Here is a 15,151-nt window from a genome sequence, read left to right as displayed (position 1 = left end):
CTGATGTCGGTGCCTGCCTCTAACCTGATGATGCACGGCGCACAGTCGTGCGATTTGAGGAGGTTTTCGTGTTTCTGCGCTCTGAACCGACGGATGCTGCCCACGGCACGCCCCACGTGGTGACGAGCGCGAGCGACCTGACACAAGCGTCGACCTGCGAGTGGGCGTTCTTGCGGAAGCTCGACGGGAAGCTTGGACGCATTGCTCCCATCGTTGAAGAACGCGATGCCATGAACCGTCGAACGTCAGCGCTGGGCGATGAGCACGAGGCACGGGTGCTTCAGCAGTATCGAGACGATTTTGGTGACGGCGTCGTCGAGATTGCCCGGCCGGAGTCGATGGCGACCGAGCACCTTCAGGATGCCGCTGACGCGACGCTTCGCGCCTTCACGGCGGGCTCTGACGTCGTATTTCAGGCGACATTCTGGGACGGCGCTTTTCTCGGGTTCGCCGACTTCATTGTCCGCCAACCCGACGGCAGCTACGAAGTGCAAGACACAAAGCTTGCGCGGTCGCCTAAGATCACGGCGCTGCTGCAGCTCGCGGCCTACGGCGAGAAGATCGCCGCGCTCGACATCGCCGTAAGCCCCGTCGCCCGGCTCATCTTGGGCGACGGTACTCACAGTGAGCATCGTCTCGCCGATATCACTCCGGTGTATCGGCGACGCGTGGTGAGACTGCACGACATCATCTCTGAGAGACTCGCGGCGGCAGAGCCACTGGCCTGGGGTGACGAGCGATATACGGCGTGCGGCCGCTGCCATTTATGCGAAGAAGCCGTGCAACTGCACCGTGACGTGCTTCTCGTTGGCGGACTCAGCACGCGGCAACGGACGCGGCTTATCGCAGCCGGAATCGCAACGATCGACGCGCTCGCCGCAGCATCTGGCCCGGTCTCCGACATGACGGAGGCAACGTTCGCGAATCTGCGAGAGCAGGCGAGGCTGCAACTCGAGAGCGAGTTACCTGCCAACACGGCAGATGCAGAGGCGGCAGAGCCCAATGCCCCGGCCGTTCGCGTTTTTGCTCCCGAGGCACTCGCAGCCATACCCGAACCGGACCCCGGCGACATCTTCTTCGACTTTGAGGGCGATCCGCTCTACAGCGAAGCTCGTGCAGACGGCACAGCCGAGTGGGGCCTCGATTACCTGTTCGGACTCATCGAACCCGACGGCACGTTCCGGGCGTTCTGGGCGCACAGTTTTGCCGAGGAGCGTGAGGCGCTGCGGGACTTTCTCGAATACGTGCGACGTCGGCGCGAGCAGCATCCGAAAATGCACATTTACCATTACGCATCGTACGAGCGAACGCACCTGCTGTCGCTCGCGGCTCGGCACGGAGTGGGGGAGGCGTATGTCGATGAATTGCTGCGCGCGCACGTGCTCGTCGACCTGTACCCGATCGTGCGGCACAGCGTGCGCGTCGGTTCGCGTTCGTACTCCATCAAGAAGCTGGAGCCGCTCTATATGGGCGACGAACACCGTGAGGGCGACGTCACAAACGCGGGTGATTCAATCACCGAGTACGCCGAGCTCAGAGAGCTGCGTGTCGCGGGCGACGCAGGAAATCCGGATGCCGCCGCTGAAGCGCAGCGGATGCTCGACTCCATCGCCGATTACAACGAATACGATTGCCTGTCCACTCTGCGCCTGCGCGACTGGCTGCAGGGCTTCGCCACCGACGCCGGCGTGCGGCCGTTCGCGGCAGCGGAACGTGACCCGCTCGACATTGAGCCGTCTCCACTGCACGAGGAGCTCCGGGAATTCGGGGGCGATGCTCTCGACCCCAAGCGCACGGCAGACCAGCGCGCTCTCGCCATCGCCGCGGCGGCCATCGACTACCACCGGCGCGAGCAGAAGAGTTTCTGGTGGGCGCACTTCTCCCGACTCGTCGAGCCCCTCGACGACTGGGCCGACACTCGCGACTGCTTCGTCATCGATCGGGCGACGCTCGATCGCGAGTGGCACCGCGAAGGCACGCAGCGCAGCGACCGCCGACACATTGTCGTGCGCGGTTCGTGGGCACCAGGAAGCACGGTGAAGGCCGGCGCCAAGCCGTACGCGCTCTACGAGCATCCGGGGCCGTGGTTCGACGATCGAGGCGATCCGGGGGCGCGGGTTGCACGGGCCGTGACCGTTCTCGAGGTGTTCGACGACGGCCGGATGCTTCTCGAAGAGACTCTCGGCAGAGACATCGATCGCTACGACACCATGCCCGTTGCTCTCACACCCGAGAGCCCACCAAGGCCGGGAACGCAGGTCGGTGCCATCGCGTGGTGGGGGCAGAACATCATCGATGCGTTCGATAGCGCCGGCCTGTCAGCGTCTTCCGACCTGGGCGAGATCTCGGCGGCACTGCCGGCGGAGCCTGTTCTCGATCTGCTGCGCAGAGTTCCTCCTCGCACCCACACAAACGCGCTGCCGCGAACGGGAGACAACCTCGCCGACGTGACGGAGGCAGTGCTCGATCTCGACGGCTCGTACCTCGCCGTTCAAGGGCCTCCCGGAACGGGCAAGACGTACCTCGCTTCGCACCTCATCGCCGAGCTCGTGCGACGCCATCGGTGGAAGGTCGGCGTGGTCTCGCAGTCGCACGCTGTTGTCGAGAACGTGCTCGACCGTGTGGTGACGAGCGCAGGGCTCGACGCGGAGCTCGTGGCAAAAGCTCTCAAGCAGGGTGAGGCGAGCGACGGTCACGCCTTCACAGCGATCGACAGAAAGCAGTACCTGACGTTCGGCCTCGACCACGCAGAGAGCGGCTATGTCATCGGGGGCACGGCGTGGACCTTCAGCAACCCCGCGTACGTCGGGCGGCGCGAACTTGATCTGCTGGTCGTCGACGAAGCAGGGCAATACTCGCTCGGTTCGACGATCGCGGCGAGCGTCGCAGCCCGCAACCTCGTTCTGCTCGGTGATCCGCAGCAGCTTCCACAGGTGAGCCAGGGCACGCATCCCGAACCCGTCGACGAGTCGGCGCTCGGCTGGGTGAGCGCCGGGCATGACGTGCTGCCTGACGAGCTGGGCTACTTTCTCGCCGAGAGCCGTCGCATGCGTCAGGAAGTGACGAGCGTTGTCTCTGAGCTCTCATACGAGGGTGAACTGAGCTCACACGCGTGCGCGGGAAAGCGGCACTTGCAGAATCGGTCGCCGGGCCTGCACATCGATGCCATTAATCACGTGGGAAACGCGACATCGTCGCCTGAAGAGGCGGCACGTGTCGTCGAGATCGTTCGTGAATACCTCGGGGAGAGCTGGACGGACCCCGATGACGGGCGCGAGTGCGATCCGTTGACGGAGCGCGACATCATCGTCGTCTCGCCGTACAACGCGCAAGTCGGGGTCGTTCGCGAAGCGCTCGACAGGGCAGGTCACTCGGCTGTTCGAGTGGGGACCGTCGACAAGTTTCAGGGGCAGGAAGCCGTGATCGCAATCGTGAGTCTCGCGGCATCCGACCCCACCGAGGTGCCGCGGGGCATGGGCTTTCTGCTCATGAAAAACCGCCTCAACGTCTCGATCTCACGCGCGCAATGGGCTGCGCATCTCGTGTACTCGCCGTCGCTCAGTGACTATCTTCCGCACACGCCGGATGAACTGGCGCAGCTGAGTGCGTTCATCCGGCTCGTCGACGGTCGCTAGTTGGCGACTCGTCAGTCGCCGTCGAGCGTGCCGATCTTCTTGCCCTCGTCGTCGTAGACGACGAGGTCACCGTCGATGACCTTGGCTGTATCGGCCCGGCGCAGCCAGTCGTCGACGCCCTCGCAGGCCATCAAGGTGCCGATCATCGAGCCGAAGCGGAACGTGTCGCCCGAGATTGTTCCCTGTCCGTTGACGCGATTGCAGCCGTCTGAGCCGCTGTATGAGCTGTCATCGTCGATTGTGAGGTTCGGTTGTCCGGAGTCGTCGCTCCCCCATGTGCCGGGGAAGGACTCTTCGCCGGACGAACACGCGGTCAGACAGAGTGCAAGCACCGCGGCGACCCCCAGCATCCGTGTCACGGGGCGAGCGCCCGACCGAACTGCGATCACGAAGCGTGGATGCCGCTGTCATGAGCAACCTGCGAGATCTGACGTGCGAGTTCCACGTCGCGCTCTGAGAGCCCATCGACTTCGTGTGTCGTGAGGGTGACGGTGACGGCCGGATATGTGAGCTCCACGTCGGGGTGATGCTCGGCAGCGTCCGCAAGCGCACCGATCTCGTCGACGAACGAGACGCCGTCAGAGAACGTGCCTGTCGCAAACGTTGCGACGGCGCTTGTCTCGTCGGCCTCCCAATCGGCCACCCCGGATGCCTCGGCAAATTCTTCAGCACTCATTCGATTGACCATGCACTCAGGCTACGTCCGGGAGTGCGCGAGCAACAGGGGGTGAGGGAACGTTGTGCGATCTGCTCTAGGGTGAGATCACTCCCTCTCACGTTGCGTAGAAAGGCCCCTCGAACAATGACCGATGTGCTCGACAGCAGCCCGAACCCCGACACTCGCGACAATGACGCGGATGCCGGTGCGACGTGGTGGCGCCAGGCCACCGTCTACCAGATCTACCCCCGCAGCTTCTCTGACGCCAATGGCGACGGCATCGGCGATCTGACGGGCATCACGAGCCGCGTGCCCTACCTCAAGCAGCTCGGCGTCAACGCCGTCTGGCTGAGCCCTTTCTATCCGTCTGCTCTCGCCGACGGCGGCTACGATGTCGATGATTACCGTGACGTCGACCCCAAGATCGGCACGCTCGACGACTTTGACGAGATGATCGCGACGTTGCACGAGGCGAATATCAAGCTCATCGCCGACATCGTGCCCAACCATAGCTCCGACCGACACGTGTGGTTTCAGCAGGCGCTCGCCGCAGGCAAGGGGTCGCCGGAGCGTGAACGATATATCTTCCGTGACGGTCTCGGTGAGAACGGCGAGATCCCGCCTTCCGATTGGATCTCGATGTTCGGAGGGCCCGCGTGGTCGCGGGTAGAGGACGGCCAGTGGTACCTGCATCTCTTCGCGAAAGAGCAGCCCGACTTCAACTGGAAGAACCCGGAGGTGCACGAGGACTTCCTGAAGACGTTGCGCTTCTGGAGCGACCGTGGTGTCGATGGATTTCGTGTCGACGTCGCGCACGGCTGCGCAAAGGAGCTTCCCGACGTGCTGCCGACGCAGGCTGAGCTCGATGCCACTCCCACAACCGATGGGAAGCACCCGATCTGGGACCGCAACGAGGTGCACGATATCTACGCCGAATGGCGCCAGGTGCTGGACGAGTACGATCCGCCACGCACCGCCGTTGCTGAGGCATGGGTGGACTCGGCGGAGCGCCGCGCCCGCTATGCGAGCCCGAATGAGCTCGGCCAGGCGTTCAACTTCGACCTGCTTGAAGCAGACTTCGATGCTGGCCAATTTCTCGAGATCGTGAGCACGAACCTCGCCGAAGCTCAGATCGCCGGCTCGTCGACAACGTGGGTGTTCTCGAACCACGATGTTGTTCGCCACGCCACGCGTTACGGCCTGCCGGCGCGGGGCGGACGCGATGTCAAGCAGGGTTCCGAGTGGCTGCTCTCTGGCGGAACGGAGCCGGAACTCGACATCGCCACCGGGTTGCGGCGTGCGCGCGCAGCATCCTTGTTCATGCTCGGGCTGCCCGGGTCTGCCTATCTCTATCAGGGTGAGGAGCTCGGTCTGGGTGAGGTCGCCGACATTCCTGCGGATCAGCACCAAGACCCGGCCTACTTTCACAACCCCGGAGTCGATCCAGGGCGTGACGGATGCCGCGTGCCGTTGCCGTGGACGGTCGACGGGCCGTCTTTCGGGTTCGGTCCCGCCCGTGCGCATCTACCGCAGCCAGAGTGGTTCGGTTCACTCTCCGTTGAAGCCGAAAGCGGCGACCCTTCTTCGACTCTCAACCTGTACCGTCGTGCTCTCGCACTGCGCGCCGAGCTGCAGACTGCCGAGTCGCTTGAATGGCAGGGGTCGGATGCTCGCAGCGTGCTGCACTTCCGTCGTGCGAACGGCTGGGAGGTCGTCACCAACTTCGGCCCAGAGGCGATTCCGCTGCCTGCTGGCGAGGTTCTTGTGTCGAGTGGCCTTCTCGACGATGGGACGCTGCCCGGCGAGACGACGGTCTGGCTCAGGAACTGACGCCGTAGCCTCTCAAGAACGACGCGAACCATTCGAACGAGACGCGACCGTCGGCTGCGATCTCGGCCAGGGTGCGCTCCAGCTCGTCAGTTGACAGCGTGGGTGTCACGCCCCGCTGTGCGTAGAGCTCTGCAAGGAGCTGCCTTTCGCCGAGCTCTCTGGCGAGAACCTGCGCGACGTGGTTCGTACGGTCCCAGGTGAGTTCCCACCCGTCGTGCACTGGCTCGTCGTCGCCGTCGGTTCTCTGCCTGCCGTAGTGCGTGCAGAGCCTCGCGATCTCATTCTCACTGAGAAGCGGGCGTTCACCGACGATGTCGAGTGGCGTCAGATCGTCTGCGCAGCCGCCGGTTCGGAACTCGTCGACGAAGCGTGCGAGGTGAATCAACCCGTGCAGGTCGAGGTAATGGAGGGCGTAGTCGACGCTGTCCTCCGCAACATTCTGGGGAGCGCCTGTAGCCTTCGCGTAGGTCGGCCACCGGTGTCGCGCCCAGCGCACTGCGGCGCTCTGCTGCCTCCGTCGCTCGTTGACGCCGGCGCGCTCCCACCAGTCTTCTTCTTCTTCGTACTCGTCATAGTCATCATCGACGTCTTGATCGTTTGTGTACATGAGATCCATTGAAACGGTCCCCGCCGACACTCGCGAGAGTTTTCCACAGCCGGGTCAGAGCCGTTTGATCATCTCGAGTTCGTTCTTGCTGACATCAAGGGAGTACGGCTCGATGTGACCGGTCTGAACGAAGCCTCGGCGTTCGTATGCGTTGCGCGCCCGTGCGTTGTCTTCGTGCACGTGAAGCATCAGGAGGTTGCTTTCGGTGCGCGCCCACTCCTCGATGGAATCCAGCAACGCGTCTGTGACTCCCGCTTGGCGACCCCGGCAGCGGGGCGCGACATACACGCCGACAAGAATCGGCGTCGTTTCGTGCTCTGGAACAAAGCCCCCCATGGTTCCCACCCAGCGACCGGAACTGTCGATCGCGACGAGCGCGATGCCATGCTCGGCCGTGCCTCGCTTTGCCCGCACTCTCCACTCGGCTTCGCCCTTGCCGTGAGCATTGTCGAGCGTCTCCCCGTAACCTATTGGCGTATCGCGAAGCATTTCCAGGCGCAGATCACGAACCTCGCGCCAGTCTGACTCGACGGTTCGTCGTATCGAGTATTCAGGAGCGCTCACAGTGATGAGCTTATCGCCGTCGGCATCGGGGCCCACCTGAACCTCCGTACTTTACGTAAAGTGAGGAACATGAGCACCGTTGACGGGCAGCGCGGCGCAGCAGCATCCGACCCGCTTTTCACACCCTTGCGCATTGGCAGTGTGACCATGCGCAACAGGCTTATGCAGGCGGCGCACTCCAAACTGTATGCGGTGGGCGGCCGAGAGTCACAGCAGGAGATTGACTACTTCGCCCGCCGAGCCGAGGGCGGAACGGCGCTGTTCATCGCGGGAAATCGGTTCGTGCACCCGTCAAGTGCGATCCGAGGATTCGTCGATGGTTGGCGAACCGACATCGTTGAGGCAGACAGACGGCTGACGGATGCTGTTCACGCGCGCGGTGCCAAGATTTTCGCGCAGCTCAACCATCACGGCGCCCAGGCGTCGCCCGATGGTCCCGACGGCCCGCGACCAGTGTTTAGTGCGAGCAGGATGCTGTCGCCGTCGACCGGTGCGGCGACCGTCGAAGCGACTGTCGACGACTTGGCCGCGTTCGCGGAAGGCTGGGTGGTCACGGCTGAGAACGCTCTGCGCGGTGGCTTCGACGGTGTTGAGGTGCACATGGCGCACGGGTACCTTCTGCACCAGTTCCTGTCACCTCTCTACAACCAGCGCACCGACAAGTACGGCGGTGGGATGCTCGAGAGAACGCGGTTTCCGCTTGAGGTGCTGCGCGGTGTGCGCGAGCGGGTGGGCGACGAGGCTGTCGTAGGGGTTCGCATCGTCGCTAACGAGTTCGATGACGCCGGACTGTCGCGCGACGACTGCCTGGCGATCATTGACCACCTGCGCAAGAACGTTCGTATTGACTACATCAACCTCGCGGGTGGTGAGTACCACCAGGTGCACTATGTCTTTCCCTCGTCGGCGATGCCCGCGGCCTGGCTGCGCGACGATGTCGCCGCGGTGAAGCAGCACAATGCCGATATTCCGGTGTTCGGCGTCGGAGCCGCAGCGACCGTCGATGATGCTCGCGCGGTGATTGTCGACGGACTCGCAGACTTGGTCGCCCTCACGCGCGGGCAGATCGCCGACCCCGATCTCGCGACGAAACTGCGCACGGGCGCGCCGGTGACGCACTGCATCCGCCTCAATCAAGGGTGTCTCGCGCGCACAGGCGCGGGGTTGCCTATGGGATGCACTGTCAACCCGACGGTCGGGCGCGAGGCGGCACGAGCGGTACCGGATGCTGTCGCGGAAGCGATGCACGTGGGCGTTGTCGGCGGCGGTCCGGCCGACTTAAAAGCGGCCGTTGAGCTGAGCCGCAACGGGCATCGCGTGACATTGTTCGAGGCGAGTGCGCAACTCGGAGGGCAGCTCAACCTCGCCGCTCGCGTGCCGGGGCGTGACAGCATCCGGCTCCTTGTCGATGACCTCACGCGCGATGCTGCCGACGTGGATGTGCGTCTCGAAACTCGCGTCGATGCGGCTGTACTCGCCGCAGCATCCGACCCCTTTGACCACGTCATCGTTGCCACCGGGTCGCTGCCCGCCGAACGCGGGTCCACGGTGACGAATGCTGCATCAGCGTCGCTCGCGATTCTCGCCGGCCAGCCTGGCGTTGTGAACGCGTGGGAAGCCATTGAGCATCCGGAGCTCCTGAAGAGTCCTGTGCTTGTCGTCGATCATGATGGCACGCCGTATGCATCGGGTGTGGCGCTCGCCATTGCGGCAGCGGCAGACGACGTGCGTCTCGTGACCCGGTTCGACACGGCTTTTCCGTTCATTCGCGGCAGCCAGGATCGCGACCATCTGCATCGACGGCTGTTTCGTGTGCCGGGCACACCGGGGGAGTTGCCTGGCGACGGTGCGTTCGCGATCGATGTGTCAGCGACGCCCACCCTTTTCGAACCGGATGCCGCCCGTGCGACGATCCGCGAGCTGCCCTCTGGCGGCGAGCGCGACGTCGAAGCGCGCACTGTTGTTCTCGTGACGCCGCGCGAACAGGTGCAGTTCGACACTGCCGGCGTGGATGTTCCTGTGACGGTGGTGGGCGACGCACGCGCACCACGGTCGATCGACGCGGCGATCTTCGACGGCTTCGAGGTGGCGTTCGCGCTCGGAGACGTGCGTTCAGCTTGAAGCCACTCCGTCGAGGAGATTCAAGATCAGCCCGTCGATGAAGTCGTCTGTCACGGGTTCATCGGGAGTTCCATCAGCTGATCCGCAGGCTGGCGATTCGACCGTCTCGCACAATGAAATTGAGCGGACCGATTCCGTTGAATCCATTGCCGGTGACCTGCACGGTGAGGTTGAAGGATCCGGCAGCCTCGTCTGCCTCGACGGAGAGGATCTCGAAGTGTGCCTGCTTCCCGATGTTGTCTGTCGAGTCCCAGCTGCGTACGCCGCGATGGCCGTGAAACTCCCGCCCCCAATCATTGAGGTAGGCGTCGTCGGTGAAGGCCGCGACGAAACGCTCGGTATCGCCGGCATTTGTTGCGTCGATGAACTCGCGGATCGCGTGGGGAACATCGTGTTCAGTCATGGTGAGTGCTCCTGCTGTGTCGGTGCCATGGTGCCAGATCAATCACTGGCATCGGCGTCAGTATTTCCTAAAACCGATTTGGTGGACGCATGATTGCGCGTCAGCTGCGCAGGTGAGAAGCGCCGTTTGCATCGACGATGGTGCCGGAACACCACGCCGCTTCCGGCGACGCCAGCCAGAAGACCGCGGCGGCGATCTCGTCTGCCGTGCCGACTCTGCCAAAAGGGCTTTGTGCACGCAGGGCATCGCCGTTGGGTCCGTCCAGTTTCGAGAGCTGCCGCGGTGTGGCGACAAAGCCCGGAGCAACAGACGTGACCGAGATGCTGTGCGGTGCAAGCGACACGGCGAGCGACTGTCCCAGTGCGTGAAGTCCCGCCTTGCTCGCCGCATACGCCGGATGCTCTGGCTCACCACGGAACGCACCGCGCGAGCCAATGTTGACGATCGCACCAGGAGAGCCTCGGTTGATGAGGTGCGATGCGACAGCCCAGGCGACGTTTGCGGCTCCGAGCAGATTGACATCGATCATGTGACGGAACGCTGCCGTCCATTCCGCATATGACGTCTCGCCGATCACGTGCCTGTTGTGCGCTGTGGGGGCCACGCCCGCGTTGCTGACAAGCACATCGACAGCGCCGAGCTGGTCGATCGTGTCGTCCACGATCTGCTTCGCGCCGTCCGGAGCACCGATGTCTCCGGACACGAGCCCATGTCCCGCCCCAGGCAGGGCGCGTCGCGTGGCCTCGGCGCCCTCGCGGTTGCTGGAGTAGTGAATCGCAACGCGATCGCCGACCTCGGCAAACCGTTGTGCCACAGCGGCACCGATTCCACCAGATGATCCGGTGACGAGAATGGATCTCATACAACCTCCTGACATCACTTCAGGTCTTCCGTTGTCGACTCTGCCACACTCAAAGGGTGGCAGAAGCACTTTCCGATCTCGCGGCGGCGGCGCGCAGCATCCGCACCGCGCGCAATCGGATCATGCTCGGTGTGGCCGGTGCTCCCGGTGCGGGCAAGACGACATTCGCGCGAGCGCTCGTCGCCGAACTGGGAGCCGACGCTGCACACGTGCCGATGGATGGCTTTCATCTCGCCGACGTGACGCTTGATGCGCTCGGCATCCGTGATCGTAAGGGCGCGCCCGAGACCTTCGACAGGTATGGTTACGCGCGGCTGCTCGTTGCCCTGGCGAGTCGCCCGCCGCACACGGTGTACGCGCCGGGCTTTGAGCGCGACATCGAGCAGCCGATCGCTGCGGCGCTCGCCATAGAACCAAACATCGACGTCGTCGTGACCGAGGGCAACTATCTGCTGCTCGACGGCTGGCGTGATGCGCGCGCGGGGCTCGACGAGATCTGGTTCGTTCGCGAAGATGAGACGCTGCGCCGCGAACGCCTCATCGCTCGGCACATCGCCTTCGGCAAGACCCCGGATGCCGCTCGTGACTGGGTTGCGACTGTCGACGACGCCAACGCACGGCTCATCGAGCAAAGCGCGGCCCGGGCAGATCGCGTGATCAGACTCGGTAACGTGTCGCCGGTACGATCGATGGGTGAGTAGTGCTCTGACCCCTGCCCTCGTCGCCGTCTTCGCAGGGTGTGCGTTCGCAGTCGTCGCTTTCGTTCCGTTTGTTGCCCTGAGCTATCGTCGGCGTGGTGAGATGACGTTCTGGCGCAGCATCCTGTGGTTCGCGGCGCTCATCTATGCGATGGCGCTCTGGGCATACACGCTGCTGCCGTTCCCGGAAGGCCGCGACGTCACGTGTGTGCCGCTCCAGACGGTGCCGTTCATGTTTGTGAACGACGTTGCGCGCTTCGGTGTTGGCAGCGTCGGCGCGCTGGTGCAGAACCCCGCTGCGGTGCAGGTGGCGCTCAACGTTGTGCTGTTCATGCCGCTCGGCTGGTTTCTCCGCCGTCTCGGCGGGCGGGGCATCGTGGTCGCCACCGTCTCGGGTTTCGTCGTATCGATGCTGATCGAGGTGACGCAGGTGACGGGCATCTGGGGGCTCTACTCGTGCGCGTACCGCGTGTTCGACGTTGACGACCTCATCGCGAACACGGCGGGCGCCCTGATCGGTTCTATCATCGGGATGCTGTTGTGGAGACGATCACGGCAGAATCCGGATGCTGGTGCGCCGCGCCCCATCACCGCGATGCGTCGTCTGCTCGGCATGCTCTGCGATGTGGCGCTGTTCTGGATCGCCAGCTGGATCGTCGTCGCGATCAGCCTCGTGATTGCGCTTCTTGATGGTCGTCCGCAACTCGGGATTCCCCCGGCGGTGTTCGATACCGCAGCCTTCGTGCTGCCGTTCACGGTTCAACTGCTCTCGGTGCTGATCGGTGGGGTGACGCTCGGCGAGCGGATCGTGCTGATCCGAGCCGTGCATCGTGTCACGCCCGCTGCCATCGCCCGGCCGCTGCGCTTCGTGCTCGGCATCGGCGGGTACATGCTGCTCGTTACATGGGAGGCCGGGTTGGGCAGTCTCCTTCTGGGTCTGCTTGTCGTCGTCTCGTTCATCATGGCGTTCACAACACGAGGGCACCGTGGCCTTGCGCATGCAGCAGCCACGATGGATGTTGTTGACGCCCGCGCTGAGCCGCTCCACGGACACGCGGCGTCGGATCGCCGCGCGGGCGCACGCTGACGTCACCGACTGCCGATCAGCTCCAGAACGGGTCCGACATGAACGGCGCGATAGACCGCGTCACGAACGGCGTTCGCCTCGGCATCCGTCATCGTTGTCGAGAGCGGCCGCAGCGTGATGCGCAGCAGCGCGTTTGCCTGATCGGGCTGTAGGGCGAGGCGTTCACGTGCCGCAACGGGAAGTGACGCATACCGGGTCCACGACAGCACCTCGACCGATTCCAGAGCATCCACGTCGGAGCCCAGCGCTGTTCGCACCGCATCTCCGATTGTCTCTTCATCGGAGCCCTCGTCGACGACCACGGAGAGGTCGCGGCGGATTGGAGGAAGCGTCGAGACCGGGCGCCACGGAGCAAGATCGCGCAGCTGTTCGGCGACTCGTGGATCGTCGGATCTCAGCACGCGGATGTCCGTGATCCTCTTGCGAAGCATCAACGCCCGGTCGAGTCCCATGCCGAGCGCCAAACCGGTCCACCGCCCCGGGTTGAGCTGGCGGCGCTGGAGCACGGCTGGGTCAGCAATGCCGCATTCGGCGAGTTCGAGCCACTGGCCCTCTGCCAACACGTCGATCTGCAGACCGGCAACAGTGTAGGGATGCCGCGACGGCACCGCGCGCCACGTGGCGCCGGGGAGCACGGCCTCCACGACAGTCGCGGCCAGCTGCTGCAGATCGTCTGCACCGAGGGGAGCTCTGCGCGCGATGCGCCACAGGTCGACCTGGTGCGGTTCGCCCACGTGCGTGCGGTCGATGGCATCGCGGCGATACACGAGGCCAGGAACGACGTGAAGCGTGTCGCGGTCGGCAGCGTTGAGTGCCTGCGACCGCTCGGCATGGGTGAGATCGGCGAGAATCTGCGGTATGACTGCGGTGGTGTGGCTGCGCAGCATGACCGTGGGGCTCACGTAGCGAGAGTAGCGGCGGTCGCGCGTGACAGCATCCGGACTGTACCCGAGTCTGTCATAGTTGTCGTCGACGCTTGTCAGTGCGCTGGTTCTGTGCTCGCGAGCGGGAATCTCCCACATCTCGGTGAGGGCTGTCACCACGTCGTCGAGGATCAGCTGCATTGCATGCTGTCCCTGAGCAGGGTCGCTGAGATCACGGACGTTCAGCGCGTCGTGAATTTGATTTGGGGTCAGATAGTCGGAAGTCATAACGGAGTCTTTCGGTCGATGTGTGCGGGGGATGCCCCTCGACCGGACCCGTCTGACTAGGCGCGCCTCACGAGAGCCCAGCGACCGGTGATCGGTCGAGGGCTGAGAAATCGGCGCGTGTGAAGCATGGTGGCACCATACCCCTATTCATGTGCGGGCGCGATTCGCGGGCAGCTCATGTGCACGACTTCCACCAGGCATTGGTCATTTGTCGTCCACAGGAAAAGAGTTGGGCGGGCTATCCACAACCGCGACCTCGACTTCGCCCTGACTGCTCGCGCGGCTCACGACGGCCAGAAACCAAGCGAGATTATACGAGACGCACTCGCCGAATACCTGCGCGTCTCGTAAAGGTGTGGGATCAGTGCGAGCATCCATCAGAGTCTCTGCACAGGTGAGGGTGCCGAACTGGTTATGCACTGAGAGGCGCGCGGGATGCGGATCGTGCCCTAGTGAAGATCCGCGGATCGCAGAAAAGCGAGGGCATTAGGCGAGGGTGTAGCCCGCGTCCTCGACGGCTGCGCGCACGGATGCTGTCTCCAGCGGCTCATCGCTCGTGACGGTGATCTGGGACTCCTCGTTGGGCTTGAGCTCGACTGAGACGTTCGTCACGGTTCCGAGCGCCGAAAGTTCCTCGGTCACCGCCTTCACGCAGTGCTCGCATGTCATGCCCGTGACTCCGAAAGTCGTGGCGAGCGCACCGTCAACCACTGTCGCGGAGGCTGTCGACGATTCTGTCTCCCCGTGTCCGCACATGCAGGCGCCTCCTCCGCAGCATCCGCCCGTCGTGTCGTTGGCGGCGTTCTTGTCGGTAAGGCCGAGGTCGGTGAATGACATAGAGCGTTGTTTCCTTTGCACGGGTCGAGGTGGTTAGCGGACAAGGCGGGCGATTGCAGCGGAGGCCTCTTTGAGCTTCTCGTCAGCCACCGGACCGCCTTCGCGGGTGGCTTGCGCCACACAATGGTTCAGGTGATCGTCAAGCAATTGCAGCGCGACGGTCTCCAGCGCCTTTGTCGCGGCAGATACCTGCGTCAGAATGTCGATGCAATACGTGTCGTTCTCGACCATCTTGTGAATGCCGCGCACCTGACCCTCAGCGCGCTTCAAGCGCTTGAGTAGGGCCTCTTTGTCGTCGACGTATCCGTGCTGCATGATGCCTCCCGGCAGAGAGTATACCCCCTCCCGGTATCAATTTGGTGCGGATGCTGTCAGCTCACCGACGTCGCCGATCTGACGATCCCGCACCCGGGTCGCCGCCACCCGTCGGGTTGTCGTCGATCGCGTGCTTGTCGGGCCGAGTCCATGAGTCTCCACCGGGATCACCACCGGGGTGGGGGTCGTCGGTGCGGGCGAACTCGTCAGGTCGTTCGGCGGAGTTTGATCCCGGGTCGCCGCCGCCTTCGATGTGCTCGCTCATTCCTGCTTCGTCTGGTCGCGACCAGGATTCCCCGCCGGGGTCGCCGTGGTGCGCGGGCGACTCGTGGTGCTCTTTTGGTGAAGCATCGTTGCTCATCATGATGATCACTCCCTTGCTC

15 protein-coding genes are annotated in these 15,151 nt (G+C 63.9%); 5 read left to right on the top strand and 10 right to left on the bottom strand.

Going from position 1 to position 15,151, the window contains the following annotated elements:
• The first annotated feature begins 68 nt into the window (after positions 1 to 68).
• Positions 69 to 3,635 carry a TM0106 family RecB-like putative nuclease gene (locus tag HCR76_RS14150; protein ID WP_244971405.1) on the top strand — a complete coding sequence of 1,189 codons (3,567 nt, stop codon included), beginning with the start codon at positions 69 to 71 and terminating at the stop codon, positions 3,633 to 3,635.
• A gap of 11 nt (positions 3,636 to 3,646) precedes the next feature.
• Here the strand turns inward: HCR76_RS14150 and HCR76_RS14145 are convergent, their stop codons facing one another.
• Together HCR76_RS14145 and HCR76_RS14140 are read right to left on the bottom strand one after the other, a co-directional pair.
• Positions 3,647 to 4,024, bottom strand: a complete 378-nt coding sequence (locus HCR76_RS14145; RefSeq protein ID WP_235934605.1) for an META domain-containing protein — start codon at positions 4,022 to 4,024, stop codon at positions 3,647 to 3,649.
• Positions 4,021 to 4,323: a 4a-hydroxytetrahydrobiopterin dehydratase gene (locus HCR76_RS14140; protein WP_166993300.1), complete on the bottom strand. Its 303-nt coding sequence runs from the start codon at positions 4,321 to 4,323 to the stop codon at positions 4,021 to 4,023. The genes HCR76_RS14145 and HCR76_RS14140 overlap by 4 nt, the downstream gene beginning before the upstream one ends.
• A gap of 114 nt (positions 4,324 to 4,437) precedes the next feature.
• Between HCR76_RS14140 and HCR76_RS14135 the strand changes: the two genes are divergently transcribed.
• The gene (locus HCR76_RS14135) at positions 4,438 to 6,123 is read left to right on the top strand and encodes a glycoside hydrolase family 13 protein (RefSeq protein ID WP_166993298.1); all 1,686 of its coding nucleotides are present in this window, start codon (positions 4,438 to 4,440) and stop codon (positions 6,121 to 6,123) included.
• Here the strand turns inward: HCR76_RS14135 and HCR76_RS14130 are convergent.
• Both HCR76_RS14130 and HCR76_RS14125 read right to left on the bottom strand, forming a co-directional pair.
• Positions 6,113 to 6,730, bottom strand: coding sequence for a hypothetical protein (locus tag HCR76_RS14130; protein WP_166993295.1), 618 nt, complete (start codon positions 6,728 to 6,730; stop codon positions 6,113 to 6,115). The two genes, HCR76_RS14135 and HCR76_RS14130, sit on opposite strands and share 11 nt — an antisense overlap.
• Before the next feature lie 54 nt (positions 6,731 to 6,784).
• Positions 6,785 to 7,330, bottom strand: a complete 546-nt coding sequence (locus HCR76_RS14125; protein ID WP_244971404.1) for a GNAT family N-acetyltransferase — start codon at positions 7,328 to 7,330, stop codon at positions 6,785 to 6,787.
• Between the two features lie 33 nt (positions 7,331 to 7,363).
• Here HCR76_RS14125 and HCR76_RS14120 point away from each other — a divergent pair, with 33 nt between their 5' ends.
• On the top strand, positions 7,364 to 9,415 hold the full coding sequence (locus HCR76_RS14120; protein ID WP_166993291.1) for an oxidoreductase: 2,052 nt from the start codon (positions 7,364 to 7,366) through the stop codon (positions 9,413 to 9,415).
• A gap of 73 nt (positions 9,416 to 9,488) precedes the next feature.
• Here the strand turns inward: HCR76_RS14120 and HCR76_RS14115 are convergent, their stop codons facing one another.
• Both HCR76_RS14115 and HCR76_RS14110 read right to left on the bottom strand, forming a co-directional pair.
• Entirely contained in the window at positions 9,489 to 9,818 is a 330-nt protein-coding gene (locus tag HCR76_RS14115) for a nuclear transport factor 2 family protein (protein ID WP_166993288.1), read from the bottom strand.
• 100 nt (positions 9,819 to 9,918) lie between these two features.
• Positions 9,919 to 10,680 (bottom strand): SDR family NAD(P)-dependent oxidoreductase, encoded by a 762-nt coding sequence (locus HCR76_RS14110; protein ID WP_166993285.1) that lies wholly within the window; start codon positions 10,678 to 10,680, stop codon positions 9,919 to 9,921.
• Positions 10,681 to 10,736: 56 nt separating this feature from the next.
• Here HCR76_RS14110 and HCR76_RS14105 point away from each other — a divergent pair, with 56 nt between their 5' ends.
• Positions 10,737 to 11,381: a nucleoside/nucleotide kinase family protein gene (locus HCR76_RS14105; protein ID WP_166993282.1), complete on the top strand. Its 645-nt coding sequence runs from the start codon at positions 10,737 to 10,739 to the stop codon at positions 11,379 to 11,381.
• Positions 11,374 to 12,465, top strand: coding sequence for a VanZ family protein (locus HCR76_RS14100; protein WP_166993279.1), 1,092 nt, complete (start codon positions 11,374 to 11,376; stop codon positions 12,463 to 12,465). The genes HCR76_RS14105 and HCR76_RS14100 overlap by 8 nt, the downstream gene beginning before the upstream one ends.
• Before the next feature lie 2 nt (positions 12,466 to 12,467).
• On the opposite strand, the gene srmL is transcribed toward HCR76_RS14100, so the two are convergent.
• The 4 genes from srmL to HCR76_RS14080 all read right to left on the bottom strand — a co-directional run bounded on the left by srmL (position 12,468) and on the right by HCR76_RS14080 (position 15,132).
• Positions 12,468 to 13,616, bottom strand: coding sequence for a PheS-related mystery ligase SrmL (gene srmL, locus HCR76_RS14095; protein ID WP_166993276.1), 1,149 nt, complete (start codon positions 13,614 to 13,616; stop codon positions 12,468 to 12,470).
• Between the two features lie 486 nt (positions 13,617 to 14,102).
• Positions 14,103 to 14,453, bottom strand: a complete 351-nt coding sequence (locus HCR76_RS14090; RefSeq protein WP_244971403.1) for a heavy-metal-associated domain-containing protein — start codon at positions 14,451 to 14,453, stop codon at positions 14,103 to 14,105.
• A gap of 33 nt (positions 14,454 to 14,486) precedes the next feature.
• The gene (locus HCR76_RS14085) at positions 14,487 to 14,768 is read right to left on the bottom strand and encodes a metal-sensitive transcriptional regulator (protein WP_166993273.1); all 282 of its coding nucleotides are present in this window, start codon (positions 14,766 to 14,768) and stop codon (positions 14,487 to 14,489) included.
• A 61-nt stretch (positions 14,769 to 14,829) separates the two neighbouring features.
• Positions 14,830 to 15,132 (bottom strand): hypothetical protein, encoded by a 303-nt coding sequence (locus HCR76_RS14080; protein WP_166993270.1) that lies wholly within the window; start codon positions 15,130 to 15,132, stop codon positions 14,830 to 14,832.
• Positions 15,133 to 15,151: the final 19 nt, after the last annotated feature.

The sequence above is a fragment of the Paramicrobacterium chengjingii genome, assembly GCF_011751765.2.
Classification (GTDB): domain Bacteria; phylum Actinomycetota; class Actinomycetes; order Actinomycetales; family Microbacteriaceae; genus Paramicrobacterium; species Paramicrobacterium chengjingii.
This window is presented reverse-complemented; position numbering and strand designations above follow the sequence as displayed.

Excerpts from the sequence above, each read along its gene's own strand:
- HCR76_RS14140 (WP_166993300.1), bottom strand. The coding sequence starts at position 4,323 with ATGGTCAATCGAATGAGTGCTGAAGAATTTGCCGAGGCATCCGGGGTG.
- HCR76_RS14135 (WP_166993298.1), top strand. The coding sequence starts at position 4,438 with ATGACCGATGTGCTCGACAGCAGCCCGAACCCCGACACTCGCGACAAT.
- HCR76_RS14130 (WP_166993295.1), bottom strand. The coding sequence starts at position 6,730 with ATGTACACAAACGATCAAGACGTCGATGATGACTATGACGAGTACGAA.
- HCR76_RS14120 (WP_166993291.1), top strand. The coding sequence starts at position 7,364 with ATGAGCACCGTTGACGGGCAGCGCGGCGCAGCAGCATCCGACCCGCTT.
- HCR76_RS14115 (WP_166993288.1), bottom strand. The coding sequence starts at position 9,818 with ATGACTGAACACGATGTTCCCCACGCGATCCGCGAGTTCATCGACGCA.
- HCR76_RS14110 (WP_166993285.1), bottom strand. The coding sequence starts at position 10,680 with ATGAGATCCATTCTCGTCACCGGATCATCTGGTGGAATCGGTGCCGCT.
- srmL (WP_166993276.1), bottom strand. The coding sequence starts at position 13,616 with ATGACTTCCGACTATCTGACCCCAAATCAAATTCACGACGCGCTGAAC.
- HCR76_RS14090 (WP_244971403.1), bottom strand. The coding sequence starts at position 14,453 with ATGTCATTCACCGACCTCGGCCTTACCGACAAGAACGCCGCCAACGAC.
- HCR76_RS14085 (WP_166993273.1), bottom strand. The coding sequence starts at position 14,768 with ATGCAGCACGGATACGTCGACGACAAAGAGGCCCTACTCAAGCGCTTG.
- HCR76_RS14080 (WP_166993270.1), bottom strand. The coding sequence starts at position 15,132 with ATGATGAGCAACGATGCTTCACCAAAAGAGCACCACGAGTCGCCCGCG.